The organism is Marinobacter sp. ST-43 (genome assembly GCF_030541085.1).
Taxonomy (GTDB): Bacteria; Pseudomonadota; Gammaproteobacteria; order Pseudomonadales; family Oleiphilaceae; genus Marinobacter; species Marinobacter nauticus.
Map to the genome: position 1 here is coordinate 59,706 of NZ_JASSVO010000002.1, position 20,056 is coordinate 79,761.

General features: G+C 54.4%; 21 protein-coding genes. 12 read left to right on the forward strand and 9 right to left on the reverse strand.

Annotated elements, in window-relative coordinates; genetic code table 11:
• Positions 1–8: 8 nt before the first annotated feature.
• From QPL98_RS04480 to QPL98_RS04495, 4 genes are all read right to left on the reverse strand, one after another.
• Positions 9–1,388 (reverse strand): undecaprenyl-phosphate glucose phosphotransferase, encoded by a 1,380-nt coding sequence (locus QPL98_RS04480; RefSeq protein ID WP_303292901.1) that lies wholly within the window; start codon positions 1,386–1,388, stop codon positions 9–11.
• 394 nt (positions 1,389–1,782) lie between these two features.
• Positions 1,783–2,262 carry a transcription/translation regulatory transformer protein RfaH gene (rfaH, locus tag QPL98_RS04485; protein ID WP_303292785.1) on the reverse strand — a complete coding sequence of 160 codons (480 nt, stop codon included), beginning with the start codon at positions 2,260–2,262 and terminating at the stop codon, positions 1,783–1,785.
• Between the two features lie 3 nt (positions 2,263–2,265).
• The gene (gene cysQ, locus QPL98_RS04490; protein ID WP_303292786.1) at positions 2,266–3,033 is read right to left on the reverse strand and encodes a 3'(2'),5'-bisphosphate nucleotidase CysQ; all 768 of its coding nucleotides are present in this window, start codon (positions 3,031–3,033) and stop codon (positions 2,266–2,268) included.
• The gene (locus tag QPL98_RS04495; protein WP_023009043.1) at positions 3,033–4,394 is read right to left on the reverse strand and encodes an MBL fold metallo-hydrolase; all 1,362 of its coding nucleotides are present in this window, start codon (positions 4,392–4,394) and stop codon (positions 3,033–3,035) included. The genes cysQ and QPL98_RS04495 overlap by 1 nt, the downstream gene beginning before the upstream one ends.
• 225 nt (positions 4,395–4,619) lie before the next feature.
• Here QPL98_RS04495 and QPL98_RS04500 point away from each other — a divergent pair, with 225 nt between their 5' ends.
• Positions 4,620–5,231, forward strand: coding sequence for a c-type cytochrome (locus tag QPL98_RS04500; protein WP_303292787.1), 612 nt, complete (start codon positions 4,620–4,622; stop codon positions 5,229–5,231).
• A 100-nt stretch (positions 5,232–5,331) separates the two neighbouring features.
• Here the strand turns inward: QPL98_RS04500 and QPL98_RS04505 are convergent, their stop codons facing one another.
• The 4 genes from QPL98_RS04505 to QPL98_RS04520 form a co-directional block, all read right to left on the reverse strand.
• Positions 5,332–6,033: a Fic family protein gene (locus QPL98_RS04505; protein WP_303292788.1), complete on the reverse strand. Its 702-nt coding sequence runs from the start codon at positions 6,031–6,033 to the stop codon at positions 5,332–5,334.
• 110 nt (positions 6,034–6,143) lie between these two features.
• Positions 6,144–6,443, reverse strand: coding sequence for a CcdB family protein (locus tag QPL98_RS04510; protein ID WP_023011844.1), 300 nt, complete (start codon positions 6,441–6,443; stop codon positions 6,144–6,146).
• Positions 6,443–6,688 carry a type II toxin-antitoxin system CcdA family antitoxin gene (locus QPL98_RS04515; RefSeq protein ID WP_228223898.1) on the reverse strand — a complete coding sequence of 82 codons (246 nt, stop codon included), beginning with the start codon at positions 6,686–6,688 and terminating at the stop codon, positions 6,443–6,445. The genes QPL98_RS04510 and QPL98_RS04515 overlap by 1 nt, the downstream gene beginning before the upstream one ends.
• 209 nt (positions 6,689–6,897) lie before the next feature.
• The gene (locus QPL98_RS04520) at positions 6,898–7,203 is read right to left on the reverse strand and encodes a BrnA antitoxin family protein (RefSeq protein WP_113880587.1); all 306 of its coding nucleotides are present in this window, start codon (positions 7,201–7,203) and stop codon (positions 6,898–6,900) included.
• A gap of 233 nt (positions 7,204–7,436) precedes the next feature.
• Between QPL98_RS04520 and QPL98_RS04525 the strand changes: the two genes are divergently transcribed.
• Complete coding sequence (locus QPL98_RS04525; protein WP_303292789.1) at positions 7,437–8,435, forward strand: transposase; 999 nt, start codon at positions 7,437–7,439, stop codon at positions 8,433–8,435.
• Positions 8,436–8,651: 216 nt separating this feature from the next.
• The gene (locus tag QPL98_RS04530) at positions 8,652–8,945 is read left to right on the forward strand and encodes a hypothetical protein (RefSeq protein WP_303292790.1); all 294 of its coding nucleotides are present in this window, start codon (positions 8,652–8,654) and stop codon (positions 8,943–8,945) included.
• Positions 8,946–9,383: 438 nt separating this feature from the next.
• On the opposite strand, the gene QPL98_RS04535 is transcribed toward QPL98_RS04530, so the two are convergent.
• Positions 9,384–9,884, reverse strand: coding sequence for a pilin (locus QPL98_RS04535; protein WP_303292791.1), 501 nt, complete (start codon positions 9,882–9,884; stop codon positions 9,384–9,386).
• Between the two features lie 400 nt (positions 9,885–10,284).
• On the opposite strand from QPL98_RS04535, the gene pilB reads away from it, so the two are divergent.
• From pilB to QPL98_RS04580, 9 genes are all read left to right on the forward strand, one after another.
• Positions 10,285–12,000: a type IV-A pilus assembly ATPase PilB gene (gene pilB, locus QPL98_RS04540; RefSeq protein WP_303292792.1), complete on the forward strand. Its 1,716-nt coding sequence runs from the start codon at positions 10,285–10,287 to the stop codon at positions 11,998–12,000.
• 2 nt (positions 12,001–12,002) lie between these two features.
• Positions 12,003–13,220 carry a type II secretion system F family protein gene (locus QPL98_RS04545; protein ID WP_303292793.1) on the forward strand — a complete coding sequence of 406 codons (1,218 nt, stop codon included), beginning with the start codon at positions 12,003–12,005 and terminating at the stop codon, positions 13,218–13,220.
• Between the two features lie 81 nt (positions 13,221–13,301).
• Positions 13,302–14,177, forward strand: a complete 876-nt coding sequence (locus tag QPL98_RS04550) for an A24 family peptidase (protein WP_303292794.1) — start codon at positions 13,302–13,304, stop codon at positions 14,175–14,177.
• Positions 14,178–14,795 (forward strand): dephospho-CoA kinase, encoded by a 618-nt coding sequence (gene coaE / locus QPL98_RS04555; protein ID WP_303292795.1) that lies wholly within the window; start codon positions 14,178–14,180, stop codon positions 14,793–14,795.
• An 88-nt stretch (positions 14,796–14,883) separates the two neighbouring features.
• Positions 14,884–15,873, forward strand: a complete 990-nt coding sequence (locus tag QPL98_RS04560; protein WP_303292796.1) for a hypothetical protein — start codon at positions 14,884–14,886, stop codon at positions 15,871–15,873.
• Between the two features lie 8 nt (positions 15,874–15,881).
• Positions 15,882–16,631 (forward strand): tRNA (N6-threonylcarbamoyladenosine(37)-N6)-methyltransferase TrmO, encoded by a 750-nt coding sequence (gene tsaA, locus QPL98_RS04565; protein WP_303292797.1) that lies wholly within the window; start codon positions 15,882–15,884, stop codon positions 16,629–16,631.
• A gap of 44 nt (positions 16,632–16,675) precedes the next feature.
• Entirely contained in the window at positions 16,676–19,030 is a 2,355-nt protein-coding gene (locus tag QPL98_RS04570; protein ID WP_303292798.1) for a response regulator, read from the forward strand.
• A 33-nt stretch (positions 19,031–19,063) separates the two neighbouring features.
• Positions 19,064–19,252, forward strand: coding sequence for a DNA gyrase inhibitor YacG (gene yacG / locus QPL98_RS04575; protein ID WP_011786133.1), 189 nt, complete (start codon positions 19,064–19,066; stop codon positions 19,250–19,252).
• A 142-nt stretch (positions 19,253–19,394) separates the two neighbouring features.
• Positions 19,395–19,955 carry a YfaZ family outer membrane protein gene (locus QPL98_RS04580; RefSeq protein ID WP_014422089.1) on the forward strand — a complete coding sequence of 187 codons (561 nt, stop codon included), beginning with the start codon at positions 19,395–19,397 and terminating at the stop codon, positions 19,953–19,955.
• The last annotated feature ends 101 nt before the right edge of the window (positions 19,956–20,056 follow it).

A 20,056-nucleotide genomic window follows, 5' to 3' on the forward strand; every position in this document is an offset into this window, starting at 1 on the left:
CTATCGTTTCAGTAGATGTTTTTGGAGAGAAGAGTCAGAGGGGTTTTAATCAGAATCTTGATATCCAACCACAAGCTCCAGTGGTTGATATATTCCAGATCCAGCTCAACGCGCTTTTGCATCTTGTCCAATGTTTCGGTTTCGCCGCGGTAGCCGCTGATCTGAGCCAGACCCGTGATACCAGGCTTGATTCTGTGGCGGGCCATATAGGCAAGAATCTTGTCGGAGTAGTAATCGTTGTGGGCAACAGCATGTGGCCTGGGGCCTACCAAGGACATATCGCCCTTCAGCACATTGAACAACTGCGGGAGTTCATCGAGGGAGGATCGGCGCAGGAAACGGCCGATGGGGGTAACACGTGGGTCTTGCTTCTGCGCCTGCTTTACCTGCGCATCGTTGTGTACCTTCATGGAACGGAACTTCAACACTTCAATGATGTTGCCGTTCCAGCCATGACGCTCCTGGCGGAAAAGTATCGGGCCCGGGGAAGAATGCTTAACGGCGATGGCGCACGCCAGAAGCACCGGGCTGAGCAAGATAATGCCCAACAGTGCCAATGACTTGTCCATGAACGACTTCATGAGCGCACTGCCTGGGTACGCGGTGAGCGGGCTTTCGTTCAAGTGTATGGCCGGCATTCCGCCCAGATTGTGAATACTGTGATTCAGCAGTTTCAGGTTGGCGAAATCCGGCACCCAGACGACGTCTACACTGGCATCCAACAAGTCGACGTAGAGGCCCTCTATCTGATCCGTCTCCCTTGCCGGTAACGCAATATAGACACGGGCCACCTGATTCGCGCGGATAATATCGCGCAACTGGCTTACGTAACCGAGCGTTGGGAAGTAGCTTGTTTCTTCAAGCTCGTCGTCCTGGGCATCGTCAAGCACCACCAGGCCAACCATGTCTTCGCTGCGCTCGTATCGGAGTTTACTGGCCAGGTTATAGGCCAACTGGCCTGAACCAATCACCACGCACGTACTCGCTGATCCGAGTTTCGTTTCTACTCGCCGGGCCAGCTTGTGGAGCGGCATAAAGGCAATAGCTTGCAGCAAAAAGCCACCAACGATCCATTGGAGCACGACTTCCCGTGAGTAGGTTTCGCTGGTTTTTGTGATAAAGCCAATAAACACCAAAATGGCCGCAAGGGTAGCCCAGGCCGCTGCCAATCTAGCAATGCCAGCGAGATAGCCATTGCGGGTGCTGAATGCCCGATAGACAGCGTATAAAGGAATTGCAAGCAGGGAGGAGAGCACTGCCAGGACGCGGTAGGTAGAAGGAACGTCACCGGATTTATCCAGGGTTAAAACCAACAGCAGGCCCACCTGGATAAAGGTTGCTACAGCCCACTGCCCCCAGAAAATAAACTTGATGGGGGCCCTGGTCATCGGGGCCAGTGGGTACTCATGCTGAGGCCTGGATAACCGGACACTCGCAAGCTGATGCGGGTGAAACTTGGTTCTTGAAAAGTCGTTCATGAAGCTTTCTGGCACGCTACCGCCCCACCGACCAGGGCCCAGTGTTTTAAGGTCATAGGAATTGATTTTCTAACGACAAGGATAGAACGGCTACAACGGGAGAGAAGTTCCCAACAGCTTCCTTGTCAGGGAATGAATGAAGTATTTCAAAAGCATGACGATTCTACGGCAAGCGCTATGACAAGCAAGTGACAAAAAGTCTGACACTTGGGTAATCCGGGTGCCAAGGCAGTAAACATTTGTTAAACATTAGAAAGCGCAACCAATTCGGTCACATTTTCAACACATCGTCGTCAGACCGCTTTCAAGTTCTGATAACGGAAACAGGCACCTTTACCTGCTGCTGCTTCTGCATAAAGGAAATCAGCACAATTGCCCGCTCTTCACCATCGTAGGTCTGGAAAATTGCGCTAATACCTTTAAACGGCCCGTCATCCAGCTCTATGGCCTGACCGGGCTTGATGCCGCCCTGCTCTGCCACCTTATCCATGCTACTTTTAATGTGAGCAATCACTTCGTCGTCAATCGGTGCCGGCCGGTTGGCGAAGCTGACGATGCGCAGCACACCGCGAGTGGACCGGAGCTTAGCCCACATCGGGTCGCTTTGCTCCAGGTTCACAAATACATAACCAGGAAACAGTGGCTCCAGTTTTTTGGTGCGTTTACCTGCCTTGATCTTCTCCACCTCGATTTTCGGGTAGAAGCAGGCGATATCCTGATTCTGCAGGTGCTGGACCGCCCGGTCGCCCTGAGCCGGCTTGTGTTGTAGTGCGTACCAGGTCATGGGTTAGAAATACCAGTTTCCCGCGGCAATGAAATTGGGGTTCAGGATGTTTTCTTTTCCGTAAACCAAGGGCTGGCCCTCCGGCGTTTGCACCTTCCCCCCTGCGGCGACGAGCACCGCGTGGGCGGCCGCAGTATCCCACTCGCTGGTTGGGCCCATTCGTGGATAAATATCAGCATGCCCTTCGGCAATTCTGCAGAATTTCAGGGAGCTGCCAGCCTGGACGGTTTCGTGCGATCCCAGGGCCTCAATAAAGGCGCGGGTTTCTTCATTCAGGTGGTTTTTGCTGGCGACCACCCGCAACGTCTCTTTGGGTTCTGCCACCCGTATGCGGTGCACCCGGCCAGTGCGGTCCCGCATGTGAGCACCCTCACCTCTGATGCCCCAGAAAGCCTCTTTCAGGGCCGGAGCGGTGACCACGCCCATTACAGGCTCGCCGTCTTCAATCATGGCAATGTTGACGGTGAATTCGCCCGTGCGCTGGGTAAAATCCTTGGTGCCGTCGATGGGGTCGATCAGCCAGAATCGCCGCCATTTTTTCCGCTCTTCCCAGGAAATCTCCGCGCCCTCTTCCGAGAGTATCGGAATGTCCCGGCTGATTTGGCGCAGGCCCTTGACAATGATGTCGTGGCTGGCGATGTCCGCAGCGGTGATGGGTGAGCGATCTTCCTTATAATTCACTTTGAAATCAGACTGGTAGATATGCAGCACTTTTTCGCTGGCTTCATCAGCGATTTTGATCACATCTGGCAGTATGGAGCTGTAGTGCATCAGATCTCTACCTCTTCGAACAAATCCGGAACCTCAGCATCCCATCCGAACTTTTCCGAGATGCGCTTGCGCATGGTATCACTGGCTACCGCTTCGCCGTGAGTCACATACACCTTTTCAGGCTTCAGAGTACCTTGCTCCAGCCAGTGCAGGATTTCCCGATAGTCGCCATGAGCACTCATGGAATCCATGTTATGGATCTCTGCTTTCACCGGCCAGTACTCACCGTGAATCTTGACCGATTCGGCGCCATGCACCAAGACATCGCCGCGTGTGCCAGGTGCCTGGAAGCCCGCAAAGACAACGCTGTTTCTGGGATTTGGCAGCAGGGTTTTAAGGTGGTGCAACACCCGGCCGCCCGAGGCCATTCCACTGGCTGAGATGATCACGCAGGGATATCTCACGGCATCCAGCTCAATGGATTCCTCGACGGTGCGAACGAACTCTGTTTTGTCGTCGATCAGCTCGCACTGGGCGCCGTTAAGCTTGTGCTCTTTGTGATGTTTGCAGAAAATTTCCGTGGCTTTGATGGCCATGGGGCTGTTGAGATACACCGGAAGTTTAGGAATTCGCCCCTGCCCCATCAGTTTGTGCACAACGTACAACAACATCTGGGCCCGGCCCACGGCGAAAGCAGGCATCAATACGATCCCGCCGCGGCCCGCGGTTTTAGTAATGATCTCTTCCAGATCCTTTTCTGGATCGGTTTCACCATGGGTGCGGTCGCCATAGGTGGATTCACACACCAAAACATCGGCATGACTGATGGGCTCTGGCGGGCGCATGATGATGTCGTCCTGGCGCCCTACATCGCCACTGAACACCACGGTGCGGGAGGAACTCTTGTGCGTAACGTGCACGCAGGAGGAACCCAGGATATGCCCGGCCGGAGTGAACTGAACCTCAAAGCCCTTCACCGGCTCGAATTTCTCGTGGTAGTGCAGGGATTCAAAGTGCTTCAGGGCTTCCCAGGCGTCTTTTTCGGTAAACAGAGGTTCCGGTTTTTCGTGCTTTGAGAACTTTTTCCGGAAGGCGTACTTGGCATCCTCTTCCTGCAGGAACCCGGCATCGGGCAGCAGTACTTTGCAGAGCTCATGAGTGGCTTTGGTGCAGTAGATCTTGCCTTTAAACCCGTTCTTGACCAACGCAGGAAGGTAGCCGGAATGGTCAATGTGCGCGTGGGTGAGCACCACCGCATCAATAGTTGAAGGATCTACCGGAAACTTGGCCCAGTTTCGGCGGCGCAGGGTTTTCACGCCCTGGTACATGCCACAATCCACCAGCATGCGGTGATTGTCGTCGGAAAGCAGATAGCGGGAGCCGGTGACGGTGCCTGTACCACCGAGGAAGCGGAGTTTCATAGGCGCGTAAGTCCTTGTCTGGTTGGCGATAGACAAAGCTTAACGCAAAAACCGTGGGTGAGTGAGGGGCTATGGACCGGAATTTACACACCCTCAAGACGGAACACCGCCCGATTCGCGTTTTTTTGATCTTTGGCAAGATCAGTTGCTGGCCCCCCGATTATTCTTTGGCCTTTCCGAAGAAGTAGGTGGCTTATGTTCGGTAGTTCGCACTTGAGGAAACTGATGATCGTCGTCGGCCTGGCGGCCTCTCCAATGGTTTCAGCCAGCCCTGCCGACGATGCGATGTCACAACTGAACGCCATCGTGGCCGACGACGCCAAGCGCCAGGCCAGCTACGAGGCCGGTCACGAGCGCATCCGCTTTTGTGGCTATTGTCACGGCGAGGACGGCAACAGCAAGCGCGAATACATACCCAACTTGGCCGCCCAACATCCGCTCTACCTGTTCAACCAGTTCGAGAAATTCCGCGACGGTACCCGCGAGGACTATGTGATGTCCAAGCTGGCGAAAACACTGTCATTGGAGGAGCGAATTAATATTGCGGTTTATTACAGCCAGCAAACGGCGAAGCCCCGCACCGGCAGCGACCCGACCAAGGCTGACGCTGGCGCGAAATTGTTTGCTGTGCGCTGCGCCGGTTGCCACGGTGACAAAGCACAAGGTTTCAGGGATATGCCCCGCCTGGCCGGGCAACCGGCTGAATATCTCGGGATTGCGTTGAGGCGGTTCAAGGAGATGGACCCCACCAAACACAGTACGCCGATGATTGGGGTGGCTGGGGTTTTGTCGGAGGGCGAGATTGAGGCTTTGGCGGGGTATTTGGCTGGGCGATGATCAGACCCGCAGCAAATGAGAGAAGCTCTGACCAGGCTTGTGCCTGTCCATTATAACCGCCGCATGATAACCGCCGAAATGAACTGCTGGTCTGACCCGTTTACTCTTCTTTCATAATACGAACGACCCGTTCGTCCATGCAGCTACGCACAAATGCATTCATTTCACGCTGGTCGCCGGACTCGTAGAAGCGGAGCATAAGTTCATTGAACTCGAGTTGGCTTGAAGCCGGGATATTGATGGCCGGATAGCCGTTGCTCAGCAGGTGGCCGTTCATCATAAAACGCCCCATGCGCTTGTTTACATCGTAGAAAAACTGGCAACGGGCCATGGTCAGGAACAGGTGGACAGCCTGATCGTAAACATCATCCATGTGTTGTAGTTCATCGATCATGCGGTCAAAACATTCCGGTAACTCACTAGCCGCCGGTGGCTCGTAATCAGTGCCGGCAATCAATACGGAACCACTGCGAAAACAGCCCCACTCCAACGCTTCTTCCCTTGCAGCAACCGCATGCAGAGCCATGGCGCAATCGGGCGATAAACTGAAGCTCCCTTCCCGGATCATTTGAAAGAGCAGCTTCCAGGCCTCGCCCTGATTAACGGCGATTTGCTGATCGCTCAGCCGATGCCCACCCACTGTGACACCCTGCAGCAGGGTTTGTACCTCCGGTAACGTAAAGTTAATGCCCTCCAGGCGCACTGCATCGTAAACAAATACCGACACCGCACGTTGTGCAAGCATAAGTGCTTTTTCGGGGTTGGGTGGCATTGACCAGTGGTTGTCTGTGGCGGTGGGCATTTCGGCTCCGGTTGGCGTTGCAACTTTCAGTTGTTTTCAAAACTGCAAATTTACCATAGCGGGCGTTAAAAGCTGAGTTTGCGATCGCTAGCGCCTGCCCATGATCACCCCTAAAAGCCCAAAAGCAGCATATCCAGTGCTGCGGCAATGTCATCTTGCTGCTCAGCAAGGCTACCGGAGCAAAAACGCAATTCGCTTTCCGGCACAGCCGCCATATATTGAGTCGCCATGACGACTTCCAGGCCGTTGATGCTAAACACAGGATTCAGCCTCTGAGCAGGAAATGGCGCCGACGATTTGGGCAGTAACGGCACAACTACTCGTGTGTTCAAGCCACTGAGAAGGTCTGACTGAACGTCCAGCAGATATCCCGCCCCGTTTTTATTTTCAAAGATATCGAAACGAGACATCAGAACTGGCGATGCCGTGCAAGAGGCAAGCCGTTGGCTTCAACATAAGAGTTCGAGCTTTCAAGCGCTTCAGCATTCTCGTTAAGCCATTTACTCCGCTTATGGAGTTTAACCGCTTCCGCAATTCCTGCTTCTGCAGACCGAGAGACATTGATTCCAAGGGATTTTGCCTCTTTGAGAAGAGTGCTATCCAGCGATAGATTCGTTGGTTTACGTATGGACTTTGTAGTTTCGGCAGTTTGCATGGTGTTGCCCTCTCGAGAAATGTTCTACTCAGTATATGCGCATGGTTCTTGGGCATCAATTTTGTGGAGACAAGCTAGTAAGCTAGTGCCTGTCCAGGGGGCAAGCTAGTGCCTGTCTGCGGCAGGCACTGTCTACGGGTCAGGCTAGCGGCAGGCTAGTGCCTGTCCAAGATCAGCCTTGCGCAGTAGATTCCCTCGAATGTTGTGCATTATCCCAACCTCTCAATATCGGACTGACTATGGGTTCTCAGATACTCCTGAAGTGCCTTGTCCATTCGGGTTTGCCAGCCGCTGCCTGTGGCGCGAAACTGCTCAACGACCTCCGGTGAAAGTCTGATAGTTATCCGTTCTTTAGTGGTCTCCGCTTTGGGCCGACCAACCGGACGCAACCGGCGGAACTCTTCTTCCGTGAGCTCGCGTGTATCTGCGTCTTGTGTAATCCCCTCGTTAATGCCTGACTCTTCATCGCTCGAAGGCAGTGTAAACTTCCGACCTGATTTAGATTTTGTCTGCATAAAGCCTCCATAAACCACATCCAATCCCATTCGAGCCTGGCGGCATCAGCTAACGAAACACCGTGCTTTTCAGTGTTTTTCTCATCCTTCCTTGGATCGAATTCAATATTCATCTGGATTTATTGTACATACAAAAATAGAGTTTGAGAAATAGCAGAAATAAGGGAAACACACTAAAACACCAAAATACTGTACATATATACAGATCCGAATTATTGATGCATGATATGAGCATGTCAACAGTCACGGAAGACAAGGACCCCACCATGCCAAAAGCCAGAGCAGAACTGGTCAGCGTTTCAGATACCCCCTTCTACCACGTGATCTCACGCTGCGTGCGCCGCACCTTCCTGTGCGGGCAAGATCGCGCCACCGGGCGCTGTTATGAACACCGGCGAGGATGGATTGAAGAGCGAATCCGGCTTCTGGCATCAGTGTTTGCGGTGGATGTTGCCGCTTATGCGGTGATGTCGAACCACTATCACCTGGTGGTGAAGCTCAGCCCGGATGACGTGGAACCTTGGAGCATGGATGAGGTACTGGCGCGCTGGTGCAGCCTCTATAAGGGGCCACCACTGGTACAGCGGCACCATCGGGGAGATGAGTTGTGTGCGGCCGAGCTTCGGCGAGTGGCGGAGTACGCAGAAACCTTCCGGCAGCGGTTGGCGGACTTGAGCTGGTTTATGAAATGCCTGAACGAGCCGATTGCGAGGCAGGCCAACCGGGAAGATGAGTGCACCGGGCACTTCTGGGAGAGCAGGTTCAAGTCTCAAGCGTTGGATACCGAAGAAGCCCTCCTTTCCTGCATGGCCTATGTCGACCTGAATCCAATCCGCGCTGCCATGGCGGAGATGCCAGAAACCTCCGAACACACCAGCATCAAGGAGCGAATTCATCCCACCTTTGATCTGGCAGAAGCCATTGCCCGGCAAACAGAACAGCAGGCGCTGAATGAGTTTTCGGTGCCGTTAAAACCGCTACTGGGTTTTGAAGGCGTGATTCGAAACGGCTTCCAGCGAGGCATCCTGTTCAGCTTTGAAGATTACCTGGAACTGGTAGATTGCACCGGGCGGATCAGCCGAAGCGACAAACGGGGCGCTATTGATGAGAAGGCGCTACCGATTCTGGAACGGTTGAATCTGGACCCGGAAAGATGGTGCCACCGGGCGACCGCGTTTGAGGGCAGTTACCAGGATTACCGAAATCCTGGACGGCGACGACGAGCGGCTTAGACAACCATCCCCAATTACTCCAATCCCTTTATCGGTGTTCCCGCCGAGAATTTCGCTCGCCTGAAATCGGCAGATTTCCATAATTCACGGTGGAATGCTGCCGCCGCTTTGTCATAACCCCGAATTAGGCGCAGCGAAATAGAAAGCCAGAAACGACAAAGACCCGGGGGCGAAACCTCCGGGCCTTTGGGGATCTGGTCAGGCTAGTGCCTGTCCATGATCATTTTGCGGGGTCGAAACCGCCGGGCCTTTGGGAATCTGGTCAGGCTAGTGCCTGTCCATGATCATCTCCAGCGAGGCATTCTGTTCAGTTTTGAAGATTACCTGGAACTGGTGGATTGCACCGGGCGGATCAGCCGTAGCAACAAACGCGGCTGTATTGACGAAAACGCGCTGCCGATCCTGGAACGGTTGAATCTGGACCCGGAGCGGTGGTGCCACCGAGCAACCGCGTTTGAGGGCAGTTATCAGGATTACCGGAATCCTGGGCGGCGACGACAAGCGGCTTAGGCTCCCTCTCCTTCTTTCTCAAATCAGACTATCGGCGCGCCCGCCGAGAATGCCGCTCGCCTGAAATCGGCGGATTTCCAGAATTCGCGGTGGAATGCCGCTGCCGTTTTGCCATAACCCCGAAATAGACGCAGCAAACCGAAAACCAGAAACGACAAAGGCCCGGGGGTCGAAACCACCGGGCCTTTGCGGATCTGGTCAGGCTAGTGCCTGTCCATAGTCTGGTCAGGCTAGTGCCTGTCCATAGTCAGGCTTCTAGGCCCACTCGCCTGAAATCGGCAGATTTCCACAATTCACGGTGGAATGCCGCCGCCGTTTTGTCATAACCGCGAAATACACGCATCAGAAACAGCAAAGGCCCGGGGTTCGAAAACCACCGGGCCTTTGGGAATCAAGTCAGGCTAAGCTAGCTGTGCCTGTCCATGATTATTTTCTTCTTTACACAGCAACACCGTTAAGTGTACAGCTTGAAGGAACATATGAATTTTTGAAAGAAGCTGGCACCGTAGTTATATCGCAACTCCAAGTCCCGTCTGCTGCACGACTCAGGGTAATGGTAGCGTTAGTAACAGCCGCACTAGCGTCTCCTCCCATGATTACCAAAATGCTGCCTTGCCCCGCATTAGCATTCAAGAAGGCTGGAACAAAAGTGTCAGCGCCTGCATTATCCTCGGTGACATTTGACGCCACTCGACCAAGACTAGCCGCATTCATTGGCCCGGTTGCACTATCAGTATATTTACCGCGCACCAAGTGCTCTTCAACAGCTGTCTTCAATGAGGAAAGTTCACCATATGCCCTGTTTACCTGCGCACGCGCCGTATAATCCTGATACTGAGGAATAGCAATAGCCGCCAAAATACCAATGATCGCAACGACGATCATCAATTCAATCAGAGTAAAACCCTGCTGGCCTTTGTTCATCTGAATCTTTTGCATGTTATCAACCTCAAGAGTTGTCATTTTTTCGTTTATCCAGCTCCGGGGCGGTGGAGCGGTGGAGCTTTGCCCCGTTTCCGCGCTGAGCGTGGTGTAACTTAAGCAGGCCCCATGCCAAATGCAAGAAAATGTTAAAATGTCCTTTTTTCACAGCACGTTGCAAACTTTTGTGACGAACCTCACGCACTGATTCGAAGTCGCTTTCCCGCCAACCAGCGTCTCGAAGTGACATTTTTCGTCACCCCAACCCGCGCATTTCGACGTGGCGCAGAGTGCGACAGATTATTGCGAATGATCAAGTCTGGGACGGGCCGCGCTTTCCAAACGTGAAGTACACATCTAAACTCTCTGAGCATAAACACGCGATTCAGCCACTTAGACGACTTTTCTCAGAGCAATTATGGCGAGCAACAACCGAAACGTAACCCTGACGGGCCTGGCCCGTCGTTTTGTGGATGACGGGCTGATCGATGAGGCCACCGCCAAAGATGCCTTTCTTCAGGCCTCTCAGAACCGCATTCCGCTGATCACCTACCTCACCCAGAACCACCTTGCGGACAGTTCCAAATTGGCGTTTTCTGCTGCCATGGAGTTCGGCGTCTCGGTGCTGGACCTGGATTCTTTCCTGCCGGAAATGATGCCGGAGAAGGTGGTTGACGAGAAACTGGTACGGAAGCACAACGCCCTGCCCCTGTATAAACGAGGCAACCGGCTGTTCATCGCCGTATCAGACCCCACAAATATTCAGGCGCTGGACGAAATCAAGTTCAACACCGGCCTGAGCACTGACGCGATTCTGGTAGACGACGCCAAGCTACGGGCCGCGATCGACAAGTACCTCGAATCCCAGGACACCACCATGGGCGACCTGGAAGACGCCGACCTTGAAGGTGTTGAGACCGAGGGGGGTGACCAGGACGACGACGGTACGGTCAGTGCTACCGAAGTAGATGACGCACCTATTGTTAAGTATGTGAATAAGATGCTGCTTGATGCCATCCGTGGCGGTGCTTCCGATATTCACTTCGAGCCTTATGAAAAAATTTACCGAGTGCGCTACAGAACCGACGGCATTCTGAAGGAAATCTCTCGCCCGTCCATCAAGCTCGCTCCAAAGATTTCTGCTCGAGTAAAGATCATGGCGCAGTTGGATATTTCGGAGCGCCGCATTCCTCAGGATGGCCGGATCAAGATGAAGCTATCCAAGACCAAGGCCATCGACTTCCGGGTGAACACCCTCCCCACCCTTTGGGGCGAAAAAATTGTTCTTCGGATTCTGGACCCTAGCCAGGCCAAGCTGGGCATTGATGTGTTGGGTTACGAGGAAGACCAGAAGCAGTTGTACCTGGACGCACTGGAGCAGCCTCAGGGCATGATCCTGGTAACTGGCCCTACCGGTTCAGGTAAAACAGTCTCCCTATACACTGGCCTGAACATTCTCAACACTCCGGGCATCAACATTTCCACGGCCGAAGATCCCGCCGAGATCAACCTGGAGGGTATCAATCAGGTTAACGTAAACACCAAAGTGGGCCTGGGGTTTGCCGAAGCGCTTCGAGCCTTCCTCCGGCAAGACCCGGACGTGATCATGGTGGGTGAGATCCGGGATCTGGAAACTGCCAACATCGCCATCAAAGCCGCTCAGACCGGGCACCTGGTTCTTTCTACCCTGCACACGAACAGCGCAGCCGAGACTCTCACACGAATGATGAACATGGGGGTGCCCGCCTTTAACATCGCCACCTCGGTCAGTTTGATTATTGCCCAACGACTGGGCCGACGACTCTGCAGCAGCTGCAAACAACCCGCCGATGTGCCTAAAGACGTGCTTTTGAAGGAAGGGTTCACACAAGAACAAATTGAAACAGGCTTCACGTTGTACCGCCCCAAGGGCTGTGATAAATGCAATGGTGGATATAAAGGCCGCGTTGGTATTTACGAGGTGGTCAAAATTACCGACGAGCTGGCGAGTATGATTATGGAAGAAGCCAGCTCCATCAAAATTGCAAAGCAGGCGCAGGCGGAAGGCTTCCGTAACCTCAGGCAATCGGCACTTCTCAAGGTTATTGAGGGAGTGACCAGTCTTGAAGAAGCCAACCGTGTGACGAAGGATTAAGCATGGCAGAAAAAGCGCAGAAGCTCGAAGCATTCGTATGGGAAGGCAAAGATCGCAAAGGCAACAAAGCCAAGGGCGAACTGGCAGGATCAAATATCGCTCTGGTAAAAGCGCAGTTGCGCAAACAGGGCATTATTCCCGATAAGGTCAAGAAAAAGCCAAAGCCATTATTTGGCGGCAGCAAGAAGGTTACGCCTTTCGACATAGCGATGCTCACCCGCCAGTTGGCAACCATGATGAAAGCCGGCGTTCCGCTGGTTCAGAGCTTCGATATCGTAGCAGATGGCCTTGAAAATAAAGGTCTACAGGAACTGGTGATGACTATCCGGAACGATATTTCTTCCGGTACCGGTTTCGCATCTTCTCTGCGCAAGCATCCAAAATATTTTGATGATCTTTATTGTAACCTGGTGGACTCAGGTGAGAAAGCAGGCGCGTTGGAACAAATGCTGGATCGTATCGCGACTTACCTTGAGAAAACGGAGATCCTGAAGAAAAAAGTCAAAAAGGCCATGACTTACCCAATTGCGGTTATCGTTGTCGCAATTGTCGTTACGGCTATTCTCTTGATAAAAGTCGTTCCTCAGTTTGAGAGCTTGTTCCAGGGCTTTGGGGCGGATCTACCTGTATTCACACAGTTCATTATTCGAATATCCGAATGGCTTCAGTCCTGGTGGTTTATTGTTTTGCTTGGAATCGTCGGTACGATTTTTCTTTTCAAAGAATCGAAGCGAAGGTCCCAGAAATTCTCGGATTTCGTCGATAAATATGTATTGAAGTTGCCGATTGTCGGAGAAATCCTCGATAAATCCGCAGTAGCCAAATTCGGCCGTGTACTCTCTACCACGTTCGCGGCGGGCGTCCCGCTCGTTGACGCACTCGACTCGGTCGCTGGCGCAACGGGCAATGCCGTTTACCGCGACGCTGTCATGAACATCAAGAACGATGTCTCTAGCGGTACCCAACTGCAGGCCTCTATGCGGCAACAGGGAGTCTTCCCAGTGATGGCCGTTCAATTGACTGCCATCGGCGAAGAGTCGGGTAATCTGGACGATATGCTGTCAAAAGTCGCAGAACATTATGAAGGTGTCGTCGACGACATGGTTGATAACCTCACAGCCCTGATGGAGCCCATGATTATGGCCGTACTTGGCGTATTGGTTGGCGGCCTGATTATCGGCATGTACCTGCCAATCTTCCAGATGGGTCAGGTGGTCTAACGATTAACTCACCACATCTTATTCATCTGCCCCTCTCCTATAGGGAGAGGGGTCAAAACAAAGATTTAATCGAGTCCCTGAATGCTCCCCCTAGAAACCATACTCTCCACCCCATGGCTGCTCTATCTGGTCGTCATTTTCGTCTCTCTGTGCGTTGGCAGTTTTCTGAACGTCGTCATCCTGCGCCTGCCCAAAATGATGAAGCAGGAGTGGCGTTGTCAGTGCGAGGAGTTTCTTGAGGTACCGGAGGAAGATCGCAAGCCGGGCGGGAGGATCACACTGTCACAGCCGGCATCCACCTGCCCCGCCTGTGGCCATAAAATTCGTGCCTGGGAAAACATTCCGGTTATCAGCTGGCTGATACTCGGCGGCAAATGCGCTTCGTGTAAAACCCGCATTTCGCCCCGTTACCCCATTATCGAAGCCCTGACGGCGATTTTCTCTGTGTTAACCGTATATCTGCTGGGTCCATCCGAGTCCGCACTCTGGGCGTTGCTCATGGCCTGGGCACTGGTGGCCCTGACCATGATCGATTTCGACACTCAACTCCTGCCAGACGGCATCACCCTACCCTTGATGTGGCTGGGTCTGGTCCTGAATTACTTTGGTGTGATGACAGACTTCAGCAGCGCCTTCTGGGGCGCCGTTGCAGGTTATCTGTCACTCTGGAGTGTGTACTGGTTGTTCAAGCTGGCCACCGGCAAGGAAGGCATGGGCCACGGGGATTTCAAGTTGCTGGCGGCGTTGGGCGCCTGGCTGGGTTGGCAACTGCTGCCTGCCGTCATTCTGCTTTCGTCTCTGGTTGGTGCCATTGTGGGTCTGAGCCTGATGGCCTTCCGCAAACACGGGCGTGAAGTTCCAATTCCCTTCGGCCCATATCTGGCAGCGGCTGGCTTGCTTGCTCTGTGGTTCGGCCCTGAAATCCAGACTATGTGGTTCGGTTATCTCGGAGTCTGAATGTCCCGCTTTTCGATTATCGGCCTCACCGGGGGTATTGGCTCCGGAAAATCCACGGTTGCCCGTATGTTTGGGGATCTCGGCGTGCATTGGGTAGATGCGGACGATGTCGCAAGGCAGGCGGTGGAACCGGGCACTCAAGCCCTGAGGGCCATCGCCGATCATTTTGGCGACGGTATTCTTCAGGACAACGGTGGGCTGGACCGGGCTGCTTTACGACAAAAAGTATTCGAGGATCCGGAGCAGCGTCGGTGGCTGGAGGCATTGTTGCACCCCATTATCCGGGAGGAACTTATCCGCCAGTTGTCACCCGAAGACTACGCTCTGCCCTACGTGATGCTGGTATCGCCCCTGCTTCTGGAGACCAACCAACATGAGCTGGTGGACAGGGTTGTTGTGGTGGATGTACCGGAAGAGATTCAGATAAAGCGCACCATGGCAAGAGACGGCAATAGCCGGGAGCAGGTCGAGCGGATACTCGCCGCACAAATGCCCAGAGCCGCCCGCCGCGAAAAAGCCGATGCGATTATCAACAATGCGCAACCGCTGGAGCGCGTGGAAACTTTAGTACGCGCCCTGCACCAACGCTTTCTGGCGGATTTCAGCCAAGGAGCATAGTCTGATCCGCCCAGCACTTATTCTTACTGCCTTCGTAACCGGTCTCCTCGCTTCCCCCTTCACGAAAGCGGCAGAACCGATTCTCACTGTGCGTGACATCTCGGTGCCCGCCCTTCTGGCTCCGGAACGCCTACCAATTTCGTTCTATTCCTTCAGACCCGACGAATTCTGGGCAGAACCCAGGAATGCCTGGTGGCTGGGAGTCAGTGATTGGGTGATCCGGCAGGAACGTCAGCATGGCCCAACAGTGCAGTCCCTGGGTGCATGGGCGGATCGAACACTGTCCGGCTCTTCCCAGGCGCTGCCAAATAACGAAAGCTACCTGCGACTGGGGTTTGCAGCAGAATCTGAATACAGCGATCCGGCCCAGTTTGAACCTGAGCTGCGCTTCCGTCTTGATGTACCCACCGCCGAGGAGAAGCTGCGGCTGGTGGTAGAGAGTGAAAGCGAAGAACTGATCCCATTGGCGGAACGTGAGCGGGACAGGCAACTGACGGAACCAGAGCGAACCGACACAGAAACAACCGGCGCCCTGAGATTTCTGACGGATGTCGGAGATTCCATCAATCTTTCGACCGACATCGGCGGCCGACTGAGACTGCCGCCCGAACTGTTCTGGCGCATGAAGGCTCGAAAGGGCTGGAAGATTGACAGGGACTGGACGCTGAATACGCAGCAACGCCTGTACTACTATCACACCGAAGGTTGGGGGGCACGCAGCTGGATCGGCCTGGATCGCTCACTAGGCAACGGCTGGCACTACTACAACTCGTCCGAACTGGAATGGGCTCATAGTGACCGCAAGTTTGTAGCGGCCCATGTTCACAGTGTCCAGAAGCGACTGAACACCCGTTCGGTGATTACCCCACGGGTTGGCATCCTTGGCGAAAGCCAGCCAACCTGGCGCACCACAAGCTACTTTACAGATATCACATGGCGCTACCGGGTGTATGACGATTGGCTGTTCGCGGAGCTGATTCCGGCCCTGGAGTATCGGCGCGATGACGGGTTTGACGACCAGGCGTCAATCGTATTCCGAATCGAAATGTACTTTGCAGGCACCATTGACCGGGAATGACATCAGAAATGAGCAGACCACTGCATAAAAGCCGGCCCGCCGAGGAAGCTCTGACACTCACACCGATTGCCATCACTCGCTCCTGCTTTCAGGACAAGTTCGGCGTTCCCCGGCAACCCGGCCTTACCCGCCATGCCCACGCGGAACTGGTTATACAAAGTCCCTTTGATCGTGAAGACGCTTTCCGGGGCCTCGAGTCAGCCAGCCATATCTGGCTTACCTTCCAGTTTCATGAAGCCGTTCGCGCCGAATGGCGCCCGGTGGTTCGGCCCCCGAGGCTTGGGGGTAACAAGAAAATCGGTGTGTTTGCCAGCCGATCACCTTTTCGCCCGAACAGTCTTGGCCTGTCAGTCGCCAGGAACGAAGGCCTCGCTCGCAAGAATGGCGAACTGGTCCTGAAGATCAGTAATCACGACCTGATTGAAGGCACACCGATTCTCGACATCAAGCCCTACCTGCCATTCTCGGATTCTGTCCCGGAGGCATCACTGGGCTGGGCAGACAGCGCGCCGACCGACAGATTGGAGGTGATCTTTGCACCGGAAGCCTCTGACCAGCTAAGCCAGCTTCCGGAGGCCGACTATCCGGATTTCCGCGCCCTGATTGAGGACGTCGTTAGTTACGACCCGCGCCCGTCGTTCCGCCGAGGACGGGATGAACAACGAATCTACGGAGCCAACCTGTTCGACAAGAATGTTCGGTTTCGATTTGTGAACGAAGATTCAATCATGCGTGTGGAAGTGATATCCGTCTGTTAAGATGCACCTTGGTGATTTTGTAGTCGACACAGGGAACTTGTGCCTTGCCTTCGAACCAGTTCTTCAAGCGTTTGGGTTTGCGCCCACTGGCACTGCGGTTGCTTGGGTGGGTGCTGCTGTACAGCCTGATATTGTCACTGGTGGCAACGGGTGTTCAGATGATTGGCGAATTCGAACGCCAGAAATCGGAATTGCAGAGCAGTCAGGAGCGCGCCGCTGACCTTATCGCCGGCGGCATGAGCACCAACCTGTGGGTGATGAATTTCAGCGAAGTAGCCAATAGCCTGGACGACATGCGTTCCATGCCTTTTATTGGCTATGCACGGGTGATCACAACCACCGGCGAAGAATTCAGTACCGGCTCCTACCCTGAAGGCCGGGTAATTACCCAGACATTCCCCCTCGAATTCAACCGTTCCAGTTTTGACCGTCCGCAACGAGTGGGGGAACTGACCATTGTTTCGTCTATTGAACAGGTATACCAGGATATCCTCGATCGCGCCCTGCTGAATCTCCTGTTCCAGTCCATTGTGGTGATGCTGGGCACATTGGGATTGCTGCTGATTGTACGGGTAGCGCTGTCCCGCCACCTGGAGACCATGGCGGACTATGCGGCCAAGCTGAATCTGGATGCACTTGTTGAGCCTCTCAAACTGCGCCGGCGCAACCCTTCCCGGCCCGATGAGCTTTCCGAACTGGAGCAGGCATTGAACAAGATGCGGTTGCAGATTCTCGAGGACACCCGCTCATTAAGGCAGACCACCATCCAGACCCAGGGCGAGCGCGATGAAGCCATTCGGGCGAATCATGCCAAGAATCAATTCCTCGCGAATGTCAGCCATGAACTTCGCATTCCACTGCAGTCTGTGATGGGATATGCGAACCTGTTAACCGATACCCCGCTCGATCAGGAGCAGCGGGAGTACGTAAACACCCTGCTCAACGCCTCGGAAAGTCTGTCATCCATCATCAATGACCTGCTGGACATCTCCAGCATGGAAGCCGGCAAGCTGGAGCTCGAGGCCATTCCTTTTGACCTGCGCGAAACCCTGAACGATCTGATTCATATGCTTGGCTCACGGGCCCGGGAAAAAGGCCTCGCCCTGGAAGTGCGTGTGGATGAAAACCTGCCCTGGGCCCTGACGGGCGACCCGGTGCGCATTCGCCAGGTGTTGCTGAACCTGTTATCCAATGCCATCAAATTCACAGATTCCGGCCATGTGCTGATCAGCATTGAGGTGCTTGGAAGAAAAGAAGGCAAAGTACGCCTTCGGTTGGCCGTCGAGGATACCGGAGTTGGCATAAATCCGGAGGATATACCGCTGGTATACGAGCCCTATGTCCAGCTTGGCCAGCGCTTCCAGCGTCAGTTACCTGGTGCGGGGCTTGGGCTCACCATCTGCCGGCAACTGGTCGACCTGATGGGCGGCTCGATGGATCTGGAGAGTCGCCCGGGTGAGGGCTCGACCTTTTGGGTGGAACTGTCACTCCAGGAGGCGACCGATGGCTCTGCCAAGGTGCGGCCGGATTCTCGGCAGGTGCAGGGCCGGCGGGTACTGGTCGTTGATTCCTACGAGCTGTCACGCAAGATTACTCTGGAGATGCTATCCCGGTACGATGTTCACATTGATGCCGTGCGGTCAGCCGGGGAAGCACTGACCGCCTTGCGACAAGCCTTTGATGCAGGCATACCCTACGACGCTACAATTCTGGACGGCTTCGTGCCCGACATGGATGCGGATTTACTGTGCCGCCAGGTACGGAGCAACCCGCAATGGGCCGAAATGAGGCTTCTGATCCTGTCCTCCAACCCCCAGCGAGGGGACGCCGAGCATTTTCGCCAGGCCGGTGCTGATGCCTTCTTGAGCAAGTCTCTCCGGGAATCCTACCTGATTCCGATCCTGAACCAGCTGTTTACCCACGACACCCAACAGGAGCGCCGGTTTCTTACCCGATTTTCTCTGAAAACCATGACGGATGCCGGAAGTCGCCAGCGAGAAATCCCTTGCGGCCGGATGCGGGTACTGCTGGTGGAAGACAATCCGGTAAACCGCACCCTTACCCGGCGGTTGCTGGAAAAGCTGGGCTGCGAAGTCATGACGGCAAACGACGGGCAAGCCGCATCCTCTTTGTGGCAATGGCACCAGTTTGATGTGGTTTTCATGGACTGCGTTATGCCTCGGATGGACGGTTATGAAGCGACACGCCAGCTCCGGGCCTGGGAAACCAACCACGGTCGCAGCCGGGTACCGGTTGTGGCACTGACAGCCAGCGCCATGGAAGAAGACGAGGAACGTTGCCGCCAGGCTGGTATGGATTCCTTTGTGGCTAAACCTGTCAACCTTGAAATGCTACGGGCAGTGCTGGAACAATATTGTCAGGCTTCAGCAACCTCCTGATGAAGCCGCAATTTACCTGCCCGGAATTATGCTATGAATGTAGAGTGCCCCACCTGTAAGAAGTCCGTGGAATGGAGCGAGACCAATCCTTGGCGTCCCTTCTGCTCTGAGCGCTGCAAGCTGATCGATCTGGGCGCCTGGGCCAATGAGGAGTATCGGGTGCCCGCCGAAAATGCTTCTCCCGATGATCTCGACCAGGGCGGCGAGGTTACCCGCCATTGAGGCTTTGATTGCCGGCCACTTACGGGCTTTTAAGTTGTTAACCGGCAGCCAGATGTTTAACATCCGTTGACGTTGAAACTATCGCATATACCGGCAGTTGCGCCGGCCACGCTCTCATAACGACAGCAAAAAAGGTGTACACATGAAGATTACCCGCGTCTCAGCACTGGCACTTTCTCTAGCCGCCGCTCCGGTTCTGGCCAGTGACCTGGATCTGAGTCTGACCAACGATTCGGTTAAAGGTCAGGTTAACTTCTTCGGCAGCCAGGAAGAGCTGCAAATGGGTGCTGGATACACCTACCATGAAGGTAGTCGCCACATTATCAACGCCGATTTTCATGCCCAGGGCCGCACTGCCCTTGGGAATCTGCCAACAACTGCCGGCATCGGCATGCGTGGCGTCGGCTGGGATGACGACGATGTTGATGGCGGTGCCATCGGCCTTGGCGGTTTCGCCACGGTGAACATTCCGACCGTGCCCGGTCTGTCGTTTGGCGGCAGCCTGCACTACGCTCCAAGCATTCTGTCGTTCGGAGATTCCGACGACATGACCAGCGTGGAACTTCGGGGCAGCTACCGTGTTATCCGTAATGCGGAAGTGTTTGCCGGTTACCGTTACCTGAATACAGAACTGGATTTTGCCGGTTCTCCAGATGTGAATCTGGATGAGGGCGTGTTGGCCGGTATCAAGATTTTCTTCTGACCCCTTCGCCTCGGTTACCCGGCGCCTTGCCGGGTGACTGATTCGTGCAGCCATTCACGCCCTGCCCTCCTGATTACTGCTAGTCTGTCCGGACATTTGCA